Below are 18,269 nucleotides of genomic sequence, written 5' to 3' on the forward strand. Positions count from 1 at the left end.
ATAAATGTGACTTCTTTACAAACCGATCAGATATATCATCTAAAAAACCAATTAAATCCAGGTGTTTCTTTAAAGAATTGTAAACTTTTTATCACTTTGTAAATTTAGTGTAAATTTTACAGACAAACCGTTTACAGTGCCTCAAGGTTTAGTTAATAATTACATCGTACATGAAATTTAAGGAGTGGAATGCGTGGAATACAATATTCAAGATATGATCTTCCAGTTCATTGGTGGATTAGGTATTTTCTTATTCGGGATTAAATACATGGGCGATGGACTGCAACAAGCAGCTGGAGATCGTCTTCGCGATATTCTAGATCGTTTTACAACAAACCCTCTTATGGGTGTACTAGCAGGTATGTTAGTTACAGTATTAATTCAATCAAGTTCAGGAACAACCGCTTTAACAGTCGGACTTGTAAGTGCCGGATTTATGACATTAAGACAAGCAATTGGTGTTATTATGGGTGCGAACATTGGAACGACAGTTACTGCATTTATTATCGGGATTAAAATCGGAGAATACGCTCTTCCAATTATGGCAGTTGGAGCAATCTTATTATTCTTCTTTAAAAATAAAAAAGTACATTCTTTAGGTCAAGTTATATTCGGTTTTGGTATGTTATTCTTTGGTTTAGAATTGATGAGCTCAGGTATGAAACCTCTTCGCTCTTTAGAATCATTCCAAGAATTAATGGTTAGTATGAGTGATAACCCAATCTTAGGAATCGTTGTTGGTACAGTCTTCACTTTAATTGTACAAAGTTCAAGTGCGACAATCGGTATTTTACAAGAATTATTCGGTCAAGGTGCAATCGATTTACAAGCTGCTCTTCCTGTATTATTTGGTGATAACATCGGTACAACAATTACAGCTGTATTAGCAGCAATCGGTACTTCTATTGCAGCAAGACGTGCAGCATTAGTTCACGTTATCTTTAATATCGTCGGTGCAATCATCTTTACAATTTTATTAGTACCATTTACAAGTTTAATTCAATATTTCCAAACATCATTAAACTTAAATCCAGAAATGACAATCGCATTTGCTCACGGAACATTTAACATAACGAATGCAGTTATTCAGTTCCCATTCATTGCAGTGTTAGCATGGATTGTAACAAAAATCATTCGCGGTGAAGATTCCGCTATTGATTTTAAACCGCAACATTTAAATCCAATCTTTATTGAACAATCTCCTGCTATCGCACTAACAGAAGCGCAAAAAGAAATTGTTCGCATGGCTGAGTTCTCATTAAATGGATTAAAAGAAGCAAATCAATTTTTAAATACACAAGACAAAAAACACGCTGACATGGCTACTCAATTAGAAGCAGCTATTAACAATTTAGATAAAAAAATTACCGAGTATTTAGTTTTACTATCAGAAAAACCACTTTCACCTACAGACTCTGAAAAACATTCAGTTTTAGCAGGTGTTGTTGGAGATATTGAACGTGTCGGTGATCATGTAGAAAACCTGGTAGAACTTGTAGATTTCCAAATTTCAAACCGTGTTTCACTATCAGACGAAGCACTAGCTGAATTAAATGAAATGCTTGAATTAACAATTTCAACATTACAAGATGCAATCAATGCTTTAACAAACTTCGACACTGAACTAGCTCAAACGGTTATTGCGAAAGAACGTAAAATTGACCAAATGGAACGTGTTCTTCGTAAACGTCATGTATTACGTTTAAACGAACGTAGCTGTTCAGGTGATGCAAGCATCATTTTCGTTGATATGGTAAGTAACTTAGAGCGTATCGGTGATCACGCTGTAAATATTGCTGATGGCGTTTTAGGTGAGCAAGGAAAAGTAAATTTAAAACAATCATTATAATAGAAAAGAGACGCTAATTTGAGCGTCTCTTTTTTCATTTCATCTTTACAACCGTTCTTCCTTTTAACTTTCCTTGCAGTATAAGTGCAAACTTCTCATCTAATTCTTTTAATGTACATTCTTCTGTATAAGATAATAGCTCTGAATTTTTCCACTCACCGGCTAGCAATGCCCACACTTCTCTTCTCATATCTACTGGACATTGAACTGAATCTATTCCTAAAAGGCTAATCCCTCGCAATATGAATGGGTATACAGTTGTATTTAATTCATGCCCTGCTACGTTACCACACGTTGTTACACAGCCTCCATACTTAACTACCTTTAAAGAACTTTCTAACATGTTTCCACCTGCTGTATCGACAACACCTGCGTATACACTCTTCAACATCGGTCTCCCGGACTTATCATTCAATTCTTCACGATGAATAACTTGTTTCGCTCCTAGACGTAGTAGCATCTGTTCTTCTTCCATTTTCCCAGTTGATCCTACTACGTTATATCCTAGCTTCGCTAAAATGCTAACTGCTACACTACCTACTCCGCCCGTAGCACCAGTCACTAAAACATCTCCCATATTAGGCGTAATTCCCGCTCTAATAAGCTTATATACCGATAAGGCAGCCGTAAAACCTGCTGTCCCATACATCATACTTTCCCTCAAAGACATTCCTTCTGGTAAAGGAACGACCCAAGATGATGGCACGCGAATATATTCTCCGAAACCACCAGAAGTATTCATACCTAAATCATATCCAGTTACAATAACTTGATCCCCTTCCTTAAAGGAGGCATTTCTACTACTAACAACCTCTCCTGCCGCATCGATACCAGGTGTATGAGGGTATGTTCTCGTTACAACTTTATTACCATTAGCTGAAAGGGCATCTTTATAATTTAATGAAGAATAATGAACACGTATTACTACGTCCCCTTCAGGTAAACTATTTACTTCTCTCTCAACAAAGGTTCTTTCAAATTGATTATTTTCCTTTTCTTTCACGACCATCGCTCGGAATGATGTATAATTCATTATGCTCTCTCCTTCATCCGTAAAATCCTTCTTTATTATATAAGAAATACCCATATATCTATTCGCTTCTTCTTGGCTATATTTCAACAAATCTTACTTCTCTATCACTTTCTCACAATACATATTTTCATTTCTACTAAAACACATTATACTTGTTCTACATCTTTAAAATAAAATATAGAAAATCTGACTTTTTATAAATAAATTGAATTTTTACGAAATGTAAATGATTTGTAATGTTTTTTTTCGCTAAATTTCATTATAATAAGTGGATATGAGTGTCGTATTTCAATCCAAATGAAGGAGTACAAGAAATGGAGCAAAACCCACCTTTGCAAGAAAATACACGAAGTAAACCGAAAAATAGTAAGAAAAAAACAAAAATTATTATAAGCGTTATTCTATTAGTTTTAATAGTAGGTGGCGGTTATACTTGGTTTTTAGTAAATAAAGCATCTTCTGCTATTCGAAATGCCGCTCACGATTTAGCGCGCGGTGATAAATCTGATTTACGTGATAAAGCTGTAAAACCTATTACGAATAATGTATCTGTTTTAATAATGGGTGTTGATGAAAGTGATGTCCGCGGGAAAGAATATGGTGAAGCTATAAGAACGGATGCATTATTACTTGCAACCTTTAATAAAGATAGCAAAACTGTAAAGCTATTAAGTATTCCACGAGACACATATACTTATATTCCAGTGGAAAAGAAAAAAGATAAAATTACACACGCTCATGCATTTGGTTCTACTAAAAACGGAAAAGATGGTGGACCACAAGCTAGTATTGATGCAGTTGAAAAATTAATGAATGTTCCCGTCGATTACTTTGTAAAATTTAACTTTAAATCATTTATAAAAATCGTCGATGACCTAGGCGGTATTGAAGTTGATGTACCAGTTGAATTTACTGAGCAAGATAGCAATGATAATGCTGAGGCAATTCACCTGCAAAAAGGTGTTCAAAAGTTAAATGGCGAAGAGGCTCTTGCTCTTGCTAGAACACGACACATTGATAGTGATGCGATGCGTGGTCAACGTCAGCAACTCGTTATCGAAGCCATTTTAAAGAAACTAACAAGCGTTGGATCCGTAACAAAAGTTGGTAACATCATTGATGATATTAACGGACAATTCGTTACAAACTTAACATTCGACGATATGCTTTCATTCTATAAATATGGAGCAGATTCTTCAATTGAGAAATTACAAATTGAAGGTGAAGATTGTTACATGGCAAAAGGTGATGATACATGTAGTAAGTCTCCTGGTGGTGGCCGAACTTACTACTACAATCCAGATAAAAAAGAATTAGCTAATGTTACAAACGAACTTCGTAGTCACCTTGGACTACCTGCCTATACAAAATCTAATTCTGATTCTGATTCTAATTCGAAAAAAACAAGCTCAGAGAAAACAAAAGAATCTAAGTCTGAAAATACGAGTGAACGCGAATCAAGTAACGATGAAACTCAAAATAAGAATAACAGTGAAGATACAGAAACATCGTCTAATAACAATGAATAAAGTGAAGCAGTGCTCTATGGAGGTAGAGCACTGCTTCTTTTTAATTCTTTCAAAATTAAAAATCAGAACTTTCCAACTATCTTTTTTAATATTTTTAAATTATAATAAATAATAGTAATCTATTCCAATTATCAGGGGGCTCACACATATGAAAGCTGCAGTAAAACATAACATTTCAGATTTTAAAGAGTACTTAAAATCAAACGATATATACATGGAAGAAAATATAGATGAAAATGATGGTTCTGTACATTTCTCAGTAGGATTAGAAACAGAAGCTGGCGCAAAAATTCAACTTATCGCTGCTTTCCAAAACGAACATCCTGCCGTGGATATATACTGCTTCAATGTTGCTCTTGTACCTGATTCAACATCAAAAAATGACATTTTACATGTCATCAATGAATTAAACACATCTTATCGATTTGCAAAATTCACGCTAAACAAACAAAATGCAATTGATATTTCAACATCTCTTGCATTCTCAGAACCAAACTTTAATCCTGCACTTGTCTTTGAACATACGAGAATGCTATATAAACTGGCAAACGATGAATATAAGAACTTAATGAAAGTTATTTGGGCATAAAATAAAAGGATGGGCTGCAAGCAGCACCATCCTTTTACTTCAATATCATATCGATCCACATCTTTATCGCAGTTCCTACAATTAAAATAGATAATACATATTGCAAAACTTTTTGATTCACTCTCTTCCCTACTCTCACCCCAAGAGGAGCGGCAAATAAACTTGCTATCGCAACGATAAGAGCCGGAATAACAACTATTTGTCCAGTAATCACTTTCCCAGTAGTAATTCCTATCGAGGAAATAAAAGTAATAGCGATAGATGTTGCTATTGTCGTACGTATCGGTAGTTTTAAAACAACTAGCATAATCGGGACTAAAAGAAATGCACCACCGGCCCCAATAATGCCGGAAACACTTCCTACACTAAACGCTAGCAAACTAGCTAGCCATTTATTGTACATAATTCCCTCTGATCCCTTACGATCGCTTTGCTTTGGTATAAACATCATAATAGCCGCAATAGTAGCTAATAATGTGTAAACAATGTTTACAGCATGCTCATTTAATAAATTCGCGCTAAGGCTACCTACAAAGCTTCCTATTAATATACTAGCTCCCATATACACAACTAACGTTTTATCCATATCGTTACTTTTCCTGTACGCCCACGCGCCTGCAAAAGTTGCAAAGAATACTTGAATCGCTGTAATACCACTCACCTCATGTGATGTATATCCAGCAAATCCTAGCAATACTGGAATGTATAAGATCATCGGATAATTAATAATTGCACCGCCAATCCCAACCATTCCTGAAATAAACGAACCTATAAACCCAATAATAAAAAGTAGTACTGTTAAACTCATATTGTATCCCCTGCCTTCTAAAAAGAAGGTGATTTAAATAAATAAATTCACATTCCCATCCGAAGCATCTGCTAAATATGCACCTACTCCTGCAAACTCTACCCCTTCCATAATCTCTTCCTCTTTTAACCCTAATAAATCTACTGTCATTTGACAAGCTACAAGCTTAACTCCCTGTTCTTTCGCCATATCAATTAAATCTGGCAAAGGCATTGCGTTATGTTTTTTCATAATACCTTTAATCATTTTTGGCCCCATACCAGCAAAATTCATTTTTGATAATCCCATCTTATCAGCGCCGCGCGGCATCATTTTCCCAAACACTTTCTCTATAAACGTTTTCTTTACTTTCACATGCTCATCTTTCCTAAGGGCATTTAAACCCCAGAAAGTATGAAAAATAGTCACCTCTTGATCGTACGCGGCTGCACCATTCGCAATAATGTAAGCTGCCATCGCTTTATCATAATCTCCACTAAATAAAACAATCGTCGTTTTCTTCTGTTGTTCCATGTTGTTCTCCTCCTTATTACCTATAGGGGTATTTTAAAAGTTGTAAAAAGGTTCAAATTATCTAGCTACACCCGATACTACTTTCCCCTTACAAAGCGTTCATACCGCCTGAAACATTTATAACGCGCTGAAATCCTAATTTCTTTAATACTTTTGCTGCTTGTTTACTTCTCACCCCGCTCTGACAAATAACTATTACTTCCTTATTTTTATCTAACTGATTTACTTTACTAGCTAACTCATTTAGCGGGATATTCTGAAATCCCTTCATATGATTTCCTCTATATTCACCTACTGTACGAACATCGATAAATTGTTTTCCCTTTTTTCCCGCTATACTCTTCAATTCTTTTCCATTTATATTTTGAACACCTTTCACCGGTAAAAAACGTGAAATAACAAACCATGCAGCAAGTACAATGAAAAGCGTACTAAATATTGTATTCATATAACCACCCTCTCCGCCTTTACAAAACTAGTTCTTCCCTATGCCTTCTTAATCCAAAATTTCAGCACATCGTCTTCTATATTATGCTTTACTATTTCATGACCGCCTGTTTTTGACCATGCTGGAATATCCTTTACCGACCCTTTATCCGTTACATGTACTTCTAACACATCTCCAGATTGTAAAGTATCCATCGCTCTCTTCGTTCTTACAATCGGCATCGGACATGCTAAACCTTTCGCATCTAATACTTGTTTTATATTCATCATCTATACCTCCATTTTTTGTTTATATCATTATTCATGAACTGCACAACGATTTGGACCAATCTCCATTTCACGCTCTTCTTCCACACTCGGATGGATTTTCCCCATATTCGTTTGACGAATTTCTTCATAAGCATTCGGCTGCGGTGGTAAATTCTCTGTTACGATTTTACGAAACTCATCCGCACATTTAATGTTTAATCCTGTATTCGACTCAAATAATTCTTTTAAGTTTGCACTTACAATACCACTCTCATCTATTTCACTTATTTTTGAATAATGAGCTGGTAAAACAATTAACTCTTGCGATAATTCCTTATAACGTGTATATAAAGTACTTCGCAAATCCCCTACCCAGTCTTCCGCCTTCCCGGCAAGATCGGGACGACCAATTGAATCTACAAATAAAATATCACCTGATAATAAATACGTCTCATCTACAATAAATGATGTACTTCCAATCGTATGCCCTGGTGAGTATAGTGCATCAATATTAATTAGGGTACCCCCTACCGTAATAACAGTGCCTTCTACTAGCGGTTCGTAAGAGAAAACAACTTCCTCCGCATCTTTTGGAGGTAACCAATACGTACCACTGACTTTTTCAGCCAACTTATGCCCACCAGAAATATGATCTGCATGTAGATGTGTATCCATTACGTTAGTAATAGTAACTCCATGTTCTTTTGCAAAATCTTCGTATGCTTCAATCGTTCTCACCGCATCAATGACTGCTGCTTCACCATTTGAAACTACCATATAAGATAAGCATCCTTTTCCAAGACGATTAAATTGATATATACTTCCCCCGCCCTGTACATCCCCTACCTTTACCGGCTTCACATACTCACTCCAAGCTTTCATACCGCCAGCTAAATAATAAATATTATTGAAACCCTCATCTAACAATTGCTCTGCGACAAACTGAGAAGAACCCTCTTTCGCACATACAACTAAAATCTCTTTCTCCCTCGGTAATTCATCTACAATATGTTCTACACCATCTAATAAATCAAAATACGGTTTATTCATTGAAGAAATTTGTTTCCCTTCAATTTTCCATTCTTCATAATCCGCTTCATTCCGAACATCTAAAATAAACAACTCTCCAAATAAAACTTTCTCTGCTATATCTTTTGCTTGTAACGGTTTAACACTCATTTTTTACCCCCCATGGTATATTTTAATTTAAAAAAATTTACTTCTCTATATTCCCTTGCCACTCTAACATACCTGGAATGACATTTTTCACGTTTGAAAAACCTTTTTCTTTCAACGTTTGACACGCTATATCACTACGGTTACCAGTTCGGCAAACAACATAAATTTGCTTTGTCTGATCTAACGATGCACTGTCTAGTTCACCTAGTGGCACCGAAATAGCGGATGGAATATGACCAAAAGCAAATTCCGCTGCTTCGCGAACATCTAGTACGATGCACTCTTCTCCGCAAGATAATATATCCTGTAATTCTACATTCGTAATTGTATGAGGATATTTCACAACTTCATTCACTTCATGTTCGTGGGCTTTTCTTACATAATGCATCAATATATCTCCCTCTTGTTTCGTTCCGATATATTGATGCCCTACTTTAGTCGTCCAACTTTGCAGATCTAACGTAGACCCTTTATCCGTTGCCTCTATTTCAATAACTTGTCCTGATCCCAATCCTTTCATCGCCTTTTTTGTCTTCACAATTGGCATCGGACAAGCCAAGCCTTTACAGTCTAAACTCGTATCAACTTTTATACTCATAATCATTTCCTCCCTAATTATTATACATATACCTGCAGGGGTATGTTAAGGTGTTTTTGAAAATCTGTCAACACATATGTTTGACAGATTACCGGCTTTTTACTAGTAATTGAACAGCTTCTTTAATTAACTCTTCATTTGAGCCATTACCTTTTTCAAACTGCTCGCGCAAACATTGCTCTAAATTTGTTCCCACAACAAGTCCAATTGTACGATCTAGCGCAGAACGGGATGCAGTTAACTGTGTAATAACATCTCGGCAATCTTTTCCCTCTTCCATCATGCGAAGCACACCACGAACTTGACCTTCAATACGTTTCAATCTATTTTTCATATCTTGATTATATTCCACTGTAGAACACCTCCGTAATTATAACTATATTATACATTACTTTGTAACTTTGTATAATATCATATACCCTCAAGGGTATATTGCAAAGTTTTTAATTTTAAGCCTATATACTTTCTAACCATATAAAAATAGACCGAATCAACCATATGGCGGGTTTCGGCCTATCCTTATTCATTAATTTACGTTAATCGTTATTAATTCAGCTACATTTCTATCATTAATCACAATCGCTTTTTTCTCATTATTCGGCAGTAAAATTATATACTTCCCTTTTCTGGGAGTCTTCCAAATGAATTTTCCTTCTTGATTAGTCTTCCCTATCGAAATTACGATTTCTTTGCTAGGCCCAGGTGATTCATCTTTTATAAGCATAATTTCAAAATCTTTTATCGGTTGTTTCTCTTTATTCTGAACATAGAAAGTTATAGGATTACCAACCTTACTAGCATTCTCCTCATTATTTGCTATAAAACTAGACATCAAGATTATGACCAATATACAAAACAAAATCCCAATAGACTTACTATATTTATTCAGACCATTTTTTAATATTATTAAAAACATCGTCTGTTATCCGATTTCCAGAATTCATATTTTTATTTCCTCTTGTATGAATGGCTATTATTCTGACACCCGTATCAAAATAATGGTATACAGGTGATCCACTTTGCCCCTCATAAGTATCAATCCTATATGTTAAAATTCTAGGGTTAACGCCTTCAATTACACCCATAAATTTCTCCATTATTATACTGAGTTGCTACATAGACTATAGCGCTATACGGATATGAAGTTGTATCATTGACCCGTATTCGATCATCTATTCCTATAACAGAATAGGTAAGAATATTAGGTGAATAATTTAACTTAGTATTTTCCAATAAATATCCCCAATCTTCCCTACCATGTTTACGCCCTTCAAACGAAGGCGAAACAAGATCTTCTCCTCTTAGATCATTACTATACAAAGATTGTTCTTGAAAAAGTACTCTTTCTCCCTCATTCGAAACTGATGTCCAAGGTACATCTTCTGCATATACCTTCTGTTTCACCCAAAATACCATATAAAAAAAGATAAAGAGAACACCAAAACTGTAAAGAACCAATCTACATCTTATAGAAATAAAGCTATACACTTTAACTTACCTCCTATATAAATGATAGCGAACAATTGAGGATCCCCTTTATAAATTCTAATTTTTCTTTTCTTAGAAGTCAATGTAATTAATAATGATTATCATTATTAATTACATTGACTTAACAAAACAATAAAATTATTTACATTCTTTACTTTGAGTTAAAAAAGCTTAGTTCTTCCAAGGATTCGGCTGTAAAGAAAAGGAGTTAGGTGGGAGATCAACTTCCCGTAAATGCCCAATTGGTGATGGCTAATACTCGGCGGGGGATACTATGACTATGGCTAATACAATATATCTACTACAAAAAATTCATTTCATTTACGAATGAAGGAATCAACCGTTTTATTATCCTACTTCCTATAATCTCTTTGTAAAACTATAATCCATCTCTCCACCTAAAGCTTCAGCTGTATCACCAGTTTCTCTAAAATCATGTGTATAAATTTGTTCAAATGAACCGAAATCTACTTGTTTATAAAATTCATAACAAGGGAATCCATCATGCTCTCCTTGAATATCGATACTACCATCCTTGTTCACACATACAGTTAATAAATAATCTACAGGTGGTGCATATACATTTAACGGATTACTAGCGCTTGCACTCATTTTGAATTGTACACCATCAGAATTCCATGCAATATGAGTACACACAATATTTTCAGTACTCGCTTTTCCTGTTCTTTTATTCACAGAACCATCTGGATTTGTAATCTTCTCTGTCGTAATACCCGTGTTTGCATATGAAAACACTTCTTCTTTATAAAAATCTACTACTACCTCTTGCTCAACTCTAGAGCGCATAGTATTTACCGCATGTGGTGTAAATTCACGTGAATCACCTTCGAATTGTATTACTCTCCCTGTTTGTACATCCTTACTCGGTTCCGTCCAAGACATTGGAATAAATACACTGGCTCTAATTTTAACGATATTCGTCATAAGAAACACCCCTATAATTCTAATTTTATATACTCCATACTATTGAATAAAATAGACCACAATTTCGGTCCCAGAACCAATAGCTTTCTCTTTTACGTTTGCTACTTCCTTCTGAAAAATAGCGCTATATTTATATCTAGATTTTCGTTTTAAAGCTATATTCCATTTCTCCAGCTAGTGCTGCTGGGGTATCATCCGTTTCCCTGAAATCATGTGTATATATTAATTCAAATGAACCAAAGTCTATTTGTTTATAAAATTCATAGCAAGGGAAACCATCATGTACACCTTCAACATGCACAGTACCACTTTCATTAACTCGTATAGTCAAAAAATAATCAGCTGCAGGTGCTGCCGCGTTTAACGGATTACTTGCACTTGCTCTCATTTCAAATGAAACTTCATCTTCACTCCATACAATATTTGTACATGCAATGTTTTCTGTACTTGTTTCTCCTTTTTGATACTCAATTGAGCCATCTGGATTTGTAATTTTCACAGTAACGATACAAGCATCTGCATATGTGAAAATTTCTCTTTTATAAAAATCAATATTCACTTCTTGTTCTAATCTTGAACGCTTTGTGTTCACAGCGTATGGTGTAAACTCACGTGCATCTCCGGCATATTCAAACACTCTTCCTGTTGCAGGATCCTGAATAGGTTTCAGCGAAGCATACGGTGCAAATACACTCCCTCTAATTTTAACGATATTAACCATGTGAAACCTCCATAATTCATTGATTTTATTTAGATAAATCATTATTTGTTCTATCACTATCATATAGTCAATTTGATTGACTATATCCTGTATAGTACAATAGATTTTACTTATAGTCAATTTGATTGACTATAAGTAAGGAGGTTATATACATGGATCATCAAACATTTAACGAATTAGATCTCACTTCACTTTTATCATTATCCTTCAGCACATTAATTACTGAACTACATGACAGATTAAGTGAATTGGGATTTGAAGATATTAGACCAGCGCATGGTTTTATGTTCAAACGCATCCTTCCTAATGGAGCAACAGGTATAGAACTAGCTGAATATTTAGGGGTTTCAAAACAAGCCATAAGTAAAATGGTAGATTCTCTGGAGAACAGTGGTTATGTCACGCGCCAAACTCACCCTACTGATAAAAGAGGTAAAATCATCGTTCTAACCGAACGTGGTTTGTCAGTAATGAAAGTAAAAGAAGAAATAGTAGCTGAAATAGAACAGCGATGGATTGCAAACATAGGTGCAGGACGAATGCAAATGCTTAAAGAAGATTTAACAACATTTGTTACTAAAGAAAATACAGGGAAATTATCATCGAGCATACGACCTGTTTGGTAAACAAAAACTCCAAATAAAAAGAACGGACAAGAAATTCTATGTCCGTTCTTTTCATCACACATACTTCCGATGCACCATCTTCCCATCATAAGAAAACACAACGCCCTTACTTTCCACAATCGACTCCATATGCACCGTTCTTCCCCATAGCTGATGAAGATACGGCAATACTTTTTCTAAGTATTTTAAGTCTAACTCGATTCCTTCATAGCTATGTTTAATGTACAATTCCCCATTCTTTAAGTAATCTCCATCTTCCACTACTAAGTACGGGAAACCTCCATTTGTACGCATATTTACGAGTTGATCACGCACAGGTTCCCACTCTTTATCAATTACTTTATATTCCTTACCTTGGCGCTGGAATAAGTACATATCTTCTCTCATTATGAGTTCTTTATTTAAGTAGTTTCTTAGGAACGATACGTCCCATTCAATTTCCCGTACTTCAAACATTTTCTCACGACCAGAACCAGGCTTCACACCGCGTCGCTTCATTTCTTCTGTCGGATTGTTATAGCGTTCTTCAATATCTTCAAACATTTTAATACCGAGGTAGTATGGATTAATACTTGTTTTTGATGGCTGTACGACACCTGCATTTAATTTCGCAAATTCAATTGCTTCACCAGATGTTAAGTCCATTTCACGAAGTATGCGTTGATGCCAGTAGGAAGCCCAGCCTTCATTCATGATCTTCGTTTCAAGCTGCGGCCAGAAATATAACATTTCCTCGCGCATCATCGTTAATATGTCGCGCTGCCACTCTTCTAGCTCACGGCTGTATTCTTCAATAAAGAGGAGTAAATCTTTTTCTGGTTGCGGAGGGATTTTCTTCTTTTTATGCATATTAGGTCTTTCCCTCTTTTTGTTTCGATCATCTAAATTCCATAAATCATCGTACTGCGATATCTTTTTCTTGTCTACATCCTCTTCTAAATCTTCAATACTCCATGCAAGTTTCGGGCGCATAAGTGATGGATCTATATGTTCTTGAATGGCAAGTACTGCATCCAAGAACGTTTCTACCTCTGCTTTTCCGTACTTATGCTCATATGCTTTCACACGTTCAGCTGTTGCTGACATGCTCTCCACCATATCACGTTTCGTATTAGAAAAACGAATATTATTTTTGAAGAAGTCACAGTGCGCTAAAACGTGCGCCACGATTAGTTTATTTTGAATTAAAGAATTCGTATCTAATAAAAAGGCGTAACATGGATCAGAGTTAATAACGAGTTCATAAATTTTACTAAGTCCTAAATCGTATTGTAATTTCATTCTGAAAAATTGCTTTCCAAAACTCCAATGTGAAAACCTCGTCGGCATCCCATATGCACCAAATGTATAAATAATTTCCGCTGGACATACTTCATAACGCATCGGATAAAAATCAAGCCCAAATCCAGTCGCAATTTCCGTAATTTCCGCAATCGCATATTGCAATGCTTTATCTTCACTTGCTCTCATTATTTTCCCTCCTTACACTTTCCCTTAAGAAAGTGTATGATGAGGAACAAGCTTTCATGAGGATTGATTGCATAATAAAAAGACACCCTCGCAAAAACGAGAATGCCCCCCAAATTAACCTTCAATAATCTCCATCTTCTCCGTAATCGGTGTACGAGCTTTTCCTTCTGGTGCTTTATCGAAATAGCCGATGTGAAGAATTCCAACGATGCGTTGACCTCTTGTTAAACCGATTCCTTCTATAAATAGTGGATTGTAATTTAATCCACCTGATTTCCAAACACATCCTAAGCCGCGTTCCCAAGCAAGTAATTGGAAGTTTTGCATAAATGCACATGTTGCAGCGTAATCTTCGTCACGTTGAATTTGACGCGGATCTTCATTAATGTACACAACGATTTGTGCAGGTGTGCTTAAGAAACGGTCAGATAAAGTTTTGCCGCGTTTCGCTCTTTCTTCTTCTGTGAAAGAGTTTAATACTGCGTCTACTAATTTCTGACGGCCTTCTCCAATGTATAATTTACAATTCCATGGCTCGCGATGTTTATGATTTGGTGCCCATGTTGCATCGTTTAATAGTTCAATTAATAGCTCTTTTTCTACTTCTTTATCTGTAAATGTACGAACAGAACGTCTTTCTTTAATAACGTTTGCGATGGAAGTATATGTAGTCATATGTATCTCTCCCCTATTTTCATCTATATGTATAACATTTTCATTGATATTGATTTTCAATTTCGATTATAACCTAGTTTTTCACTATTAATCAATGTTTTATGTTGGAAAACAGCTAAAAAATTAATTTCTCGTTGTGAATAAAAAAACTTAGTGTGTTCACAAGTTTTTCACATTTTATGGAAATGATAAGTGTAAAGTTTTCCACATTATCCATCTAGGAGGAGTTTATATGTACAAGAAAATCGTAGTAAGTATGACTATGGCAGCATTATTGTGCGGGATATCTGTCTTTCCTGCTTCCGCTGCCACGCCAAAAGAAGTAACCATGCACCATCATAAGCCAGTTTCAGAAGAAGAAATGCAATCATTAGAAAAACTCGGCTATAACAAACATGAAATTTGGAAAGCTGCTCACATTGCAAGAATAAGTAAAAAAGAAATTAAGGACGTTTTAGCTTACTATAAGCAAAATAAATCTTGGGAGAAAACAGCCGAGCATTTCGGTGTAGATCCAAGTAAATTGAAAAAGCATCATATGAATAAAGAAACGAAAAAAGCACTACTGCAAGAATTAGCAAATATGCAAAAGTCCACACCAGATGGACTAAAACAAAAAATGAAAGAGTATAACATAGGCTTACGTCAGCTCACGGTATTAACAATCATCGCTCAAAAAAGTAATACTTCTCTCGATGATGTACTGAAAATGAAAAAAGATGGGATGGATATTAAACAAATTGCGGAAAAATTAAATGTTAAAAAAGAAGATATACGGGCAGAAATGATTAAATTAGTGAAGTCTATTAAAGAAAAGAAAACAAATTAGCCTGCCAAAAAGGAAGAGATATTCAATACTCTTCCTTTTCTTTATGAACTTTCAATTTCCAAGTATAAATTCCCGCATTTCCCAAAAACTAACATAAGCAAATGATGTATGTAAGGGGTGAAGCAATGTTTCGTTTATCATCTAAAAAGAAGAAAAAAGCACTCTGTTCTATTCCAGAGTTTATCCACACTATGAAAGAATCCAGTGATTTCGTGTCTTATAACGTAGTAGACGATGGAACATTGTGTTTGTTTTATTATAAATCTACAGCCGAATCACTCCTCATTAATCGATTCATTTTAACACCTATTAAAAGAGAATTAGATCACATTGAAAATATAGGTGACATAGCAAATATCGTCACACTTGAGGAGATTGTCACTAATCCTTCTATTGATGATATTCGTGAAAAATTATTAAGTGGGTATGTACTTATACAGCTGAAAAATGATTCTCAAGCAGTTGAATATGCACTTATTCGTGCCGAGAGTTCAGTTTTAGGTACACGGTTATATAACGATACAGAAAATGAATATAGTGTAATCGGTCCAAAAGTTGGATTTGTTGAAAATATTGATACAAATATACACTTACTTCGCCGGAATATTGTAACGGAGCAATTAGTTTTCAAACAAGTTGTAGTTGGCTCTATATCAAAAACAAAAGTCGTAGTTGCTTACATCGAAGGCATTACGAATGAACAGCACGTTAATACTGCAATGCAGCGCCTACAAGACATTGACTTTGATGTTCCTTTCGATGCGACTATGATTGAACAGTTTATTAGTGATAACAGCAACTCTCCCTTCCCTGTTTTACTCCCTACAGAGCGTTTAGATCGCTCCGTTTATGCATTATTGAATGGAGGGGTTGTCATTTTAACAGACGGTTCACCATATGCATTAGCTGGACCATCGACATTACTCGATTTCTTCGTCTCTCCAGAAGATTATTATTTACCATGGATAGCAGGCTCATTTCTTCGAATGGTTCGCTTTTTCGGAGCAGCATTCTCGCTATTTTCATCAGCTATTTATACAGCTGTATTAACGTATCACTATCAAATGATTCCTGCGGATTTACTAGGTCCGATTATTTTTTCAAGAGCTAATGTACCCTTTCCGCCCATTTTAGAAGCACTTTTTTTAGAAATCACAATCGAATTGCTCCGTGAAGCTGGAGCACGATTACCTACAAAAGTTGGACAAACAATCGGCATCGTTGGCGGGATTGTAATTGGCCAAGCATCTGTTCAGGCTGCTTTAACGAGTACCATTTTATTAATTGCAGTTGCTTTATCAGCACTCGCTTCTTTTACAACACCAACTGTAAAAATGTCTTCTACTATCCGGATACTACGATTTCCACTTATTCTTTTAGCTGGTGCATTTGGGGGCTTAGGTCTCATTGTAGGATTCGTATTCATATTAGCTCATTTAATTCGCTTAAAATCACTTGGATCACCTTATTTATTACCGTTATATCCATTTCGCGGTTTAGGGACAGCAGAGGGGCTCCTTCGCTTGCCATTTAGTCAAACTGCTGGACGTTCCTCTTTTCTGAGACCGAAAAAGAAATGGCGCTATGATCCAAACAATGCAAAAAGGAAACGTGATGGTGAAAAGAAATGAAAAATATTTTGCTATGCTTTGCCATTATCATTATTCTTTTCCAATCGGGCTGTACACAACCGAATATAGTAGACACACAGCGAATGATTCATGTAGGTGGATTTGATATAACGAAAGACAAACAATTTCGCGGGACGATTTTATATCCCGATTACACAAAAGGCGTTCAATCAAAACCAGAAACTCAGTCAACTACTGCTGGCACGATTGAAACAATATCTTCACGACTAAATGCAAAATCGCCTCATACTATCGCTGTCGGTCAAATGCGTGTTGTGCTTTTTGGAAAATCCATTGGCGAACATGGAATTGGCGATATTATAAATAATTTGCAACGTGATCCTAATATTGGTCGAGATGTTCAACTAGCACTGGTAGACGGTTCTACAGAAAAACTGCTCAAACATATTAAAACAAATGGATCACTCTATCTGTCTGACTTACTGGAGCAAAACATAGAAACCGAAACGATTCCACGGACTGCTTTAAATATTTTTTTATATAACTTTTATTCATCAGGATGCGATCCATTTCTTCCTTATATTGAAATTGATGAAGACAAGTCTGCTTCCATTAAAGGACTCGCTTTTTTAAAAAAGGATAAAGTGGTTATGTACACAGATAAAAAAGGATCTTTTTTATTGAAATTACTCCTTAATCCAACTACAAATGGTCGTTACGAAGTTCCAATACAGCAAGGTAACCATAAAGGATTAATTGCCACTCAAAACTTATCTGGAAAGAGCGTTTGTTACCTTTCCGATACTGGTGACATTCCGAAAGTTAACATCCACTTAAAATTAAATGGACTCATAAAAAGCGCTCCAAGCTGGCTTGATTTAGCGAAAAACGAAAACATAACTTACATAAAAAAACATGTAGAAAAAACAGTTGAGAAACATTTAAACGAATTAATAAAACAATTCCAAGAAAAGGAGGTCGATCCGATAGGGATACGGGAAGAAATTCGTAGTCATTCAAGAAAATGGACTATAAAACAAATTCAAGAAATGTACCCTAATGTAGATGTTGCTGTTCACGTACAAATCAATGTTGTGCAATCTGGTATCGGAGAATAGTGAGGTGTTAC

General features: G+C 35.5%; 20 protein-coding genes and 1 pseudogene. 7 read left to right on the forward strand and 14 right to left on the reverse strand.

All coding sequences use genetic code 11. The features are described 5' to 3' along the window. Window positions 1-193 precede the first annotated feature (193 nt). Window positions 194-1,849: a Na/Pi cotransporter family protein gene (locus CQZ94_RS13560; protein WP_105585810.1), complete on the forward strand. Its 1,656-nt coding sequence runs from the start codon at window positions 194-196 to the stop codon at window positions 1,847-1,849. Between the two features lie 34 nt (window positions 1,850-1,883). Here CQZ94_RS13560 and CQZ94_RS13565 read toward each other — a convergent pair whose 3' ends face one another. Continuing rightward, window positions 1,884-2,882 carry a YhdH/YhfP family quinone oxidoreductase gene (locus CQZ94_RS13565; protein WP_105585863.1) on the reverse strand — a complete coding sequence of 333 codons (999 nt, stop codon included), beginning with the start codon at window positions 2,880-2,882 and terminating at the stop codon, window positions 1,884-1,886. Between the two features lie 314 nt (window positions 2,883-3,196). On the opposite strand from CQZ94_RS13565, the gene CQZ94_RS13570 reads away from it, so the two are divergent. Together CQZ94_RS13570 and CQZ94_RS13575 are read left to right on the forward strand one after the other, a co-directional pair. Next, window positions 3,197-4,411 carry an LCP family protein gene (locus CQZ94_RS13570; protein ID WP_142395834.1) on the forward strand — a complete coding sequence of 405 codons (1,215 nt, stop codon included), beginning with the start codon at window positions 3,197-3,199 and terminating at the stop codon, window positions 4,409-4,411. A gap of 148 nt (window positions 4,412-4,559) precedes the next feature. Beyond that, the gene (locus tag CQZ94_RS13575) at window positions 4,560-5,000 is read left to right on the forward strand and encodes a hypothetical protein (RefSeq protein WP_060750000.1); all 441 of its coding nucleotides are present in this window, start codon (window positions 4,560-4,562) and stop codon (window positions 4,998-5,000) included. A gap of 34 nt (window positions 5,001-5,034) precedes the next feature. On the opposite strand, the gene CQZ94_RS13580 is transcribed toward CQZ94_RS13575, so the two are convergent. The 11 genes and pseudogenes from CQZ94_RS13580 to CQZ94_RS13630 form a co-directional block, all read right to left on the reverse strand. After that, on the reverse strand, window positions 5,035-5,808 hold the full coding sequence (locus CQZ94_RS13580) for a sulfite exporter TauE/SafE family protein (protein ID WP_105585812.1): 774 nt from the start codon (window positions 5,806-5,808) through the stop codon (window positions 5,035-5,037). A 33-nt stretch (window positions 5,809-5,841) separates the two neighbouring features. Next, on the reverse strand, window positions 5,842-6,321 hold the full coding sequence (locus CQZ94_RS13585) for a DsrE/DsrF/DrsH-like family protein (RefSeq protein ID WP_105585813.1): 480 nt from the start codon (window positions 6,319-6,321) through the stop codon (window positions 5,842-5,844). Between the two features lie 88 nt (window positions 6,322-6,409). Then, complete coding sequence (locus tag CQZ94_RS13590) at window positions 6,410-6,769, reverse strand: rhodanese-like domain-containing protein (protein ID WP_105585814.1); 360 nt, start codon at window positions 6,767-6,769, stop codon at window positions 6,410-6,412. 38 nt (window positions 6,770-6,807) lie between these two features. Further along, complete coding sequence (locus CQZ94_RS13595; protein WP_105585815.1) at window positions 6,808-7,038, reverse strand: sulfurtransferase TusA family protein; 231 nt, start codon at window positions 7,036-7,038, stop codon at window positions 6,808-6,810. 27 nt (window positions 7,039-7,065) lie between these two features. Further along, on the reverse strand, window positions 7,066-8,196 hold the full coding sequence (locus tag CQZ94_RS13600; protein ID WP_105585816.1) for an MBL fold metallo-hydrolase: 1,131 nt from the start codon (window positions 8,194-8,196) through the stop codon (window positions 7,066-7,068). A gap of 37 nt (window positions 8,197-8,233) precedes the next feature. Continuing rightward, on the reverse strand, window positions 8,234-8,794 hold the full coding sequence (locus CQZ94_RS13605; protein WP_105585817.1) for a sulfurtransferase TusA family protein: 561 nt from the start codon (window positions 8,792-8,794) through the stop codon (window positions 8,234-8,236). Window positions 8,795-8,882: 88 nt separating this feature from the next. Next, window positions 8,883-9,146, reverse strand: a complete 264-nt coding sequence (locus CQZ94_RS13610) for a metal-sensitive transcriptional regulator (RefSeq protein WP_002159198.1) — start codon at window positions 9,144-9,146, stop codon at window positions 8,883-8,885. A 174-nt stretch (window positions 9,147-9,320) separates the two neighbouring features. Beyond that, on the reverse strand, window positions 9,321-9,710 hold the full coding sequence (locus CQZ94_RS13615) for a DUF2606 family protein (RefSeq protein ID WP_105585818.1): 390 nt from the start codon (window positions 9,708-9,710) through the stop codon (window positions 9,321-9,323). Further along, a pseudogene (locus tag CQZ94_RS13620) lies at window positions 9,676-10,210 on the reverse strand (trypsin-like serine peptidase). Before CQZ94_RS13620 ends, CQZ94_RS13615 begins: the two are co-directional and overlap by 35 nt. A 432-nt stretch (window positions 10,211-10,642) precedes the next feature. Then, window positions 10,643-11,227: a DUF3238 domain-containing protein gene (locus CQZ94_RS13625; protein WP_105585819.1), complete on the reverse strand. Its 585-nt coding sequence runs from the start codon at window positions 11,225-11,227 to the stop codon at window positions 10,643-10,645. Window positions 11,228-11,363: 136 nt separating this feature from the next. Further along, the gene (locus CQZ94_RS13630) at window positions 11,364-11,948 is read right to left on the reverse strand and encodes a DUF3238 domain-containing protein (RefSeq protein WP_105585820.1); all 585 of its coding nucleotides are present in this window, start codon (window positions 11,946-11,948) and stop codon (window positions 11,364-11,366) included. Between the two features lie 152 nt (window positions 11,949-12,100). Here CQZ94_RS13630 and CQZ94_RS13635 point away from each other — a divergent pair, with 152 nt between their 5' ends. Beyond that, window positions 12,101-12,574, forward strand: a complete 474-nt coding sequence (locus tag CQZ94_RS13635) for a MarR family winged helix-turn-helix transcriptional regulator (RefSeq protein ID WP_105585821.1) — start codon at window positions 12,101-12,103, stop codon at window positions 12,572-12,574. A gap of 54 nt (window positions 12,575-12,628) precedes the next feature. Here CQZ94_RS13635 and spoVR read toward each other — a convergent pair whose 3' ends face one another. Continuing rightward, window positions 12,629-14,044 carry a stage V sporulation protein SpoVR gene (spoVR, locus tag CQZ94_RS13640; protein WP_105585822.1) on the reverse strand — a complete coding sequence of 472 codons (1,416 nt, stop codon included), beginning with the start codon at window positions 14,042-14,044 and terminating at the stop codon, window positions 12,629-12,631. A gap of 114 nt (window positions 14,045-14,158) precedes the next feature. Further along, window positions 14,159-14,719: a nitroreductase family protein gene (locus CQZ94_RS13645; protein ID WP_105585823.1), complete on the reverse strand. Its 561-nt coding sequence runs from the start codon at window positions 14,717-14,719 to the stop codon at window positions 14,159-14,161. 232 nt (window positions 14,720-14,951) lie between these two features. Between CQZ94_RS13645 and CQZ94_RS13650 the strand changes: the two genes are divergently transcribed. From CQZ94_RS13650 to gerYC, 3 genes are all read left to right on the forward strand, one after another. Next, complete coding sequence (locus CQZ94_RS13650) at window positions 14,952-15,548, forward strand: hypothetical protein (RefSeq protein ID WP_105585824.1); 597 nt, start codon at window positions 14,952-14,954, stop codon at window positions 15,546-15,548. Window positions 15,549-15,673: 125 nt separating this feature from the next. Next, window positions 15,674-17,179 (forward strand): spore germination protein, encoded by a 1,506-nt coding sequence (locus CQZ94_RS13655; RefSeq protein WP_105585825.1) that lies wholly within the window; start codon window positions 15,674-15,676, stop codon window positions 17,177-17,179. Continuing rightward, window positions 17,176-18,258 (forward strand): spore germination protein GerYC, encoded by a 1,083-nt coding sequence (gene gerYC / locus CQZ94_RS13660; RefSeq protein ID WP_105585826.1) that lies wholly within the window; start codon window positions 17,176-17,178, stop codon window positions 18,256-18,258. The genes CQZ94_RS13655 and gerYC overlap by 4 nt, the downstream gene beginning before the upstream one ends. The last annotated feature ends 11 nt before the right edge of the window (window positions 18,259-18,269 follow it).

This window comes from Bacillus sp. MYb209 (assembly GCF_002975175.1).
Classification (GTDB): Bacteria; Bacillota; Bacilli; order Bacillales; family Bacillaceae_G; genus Bacillus_A.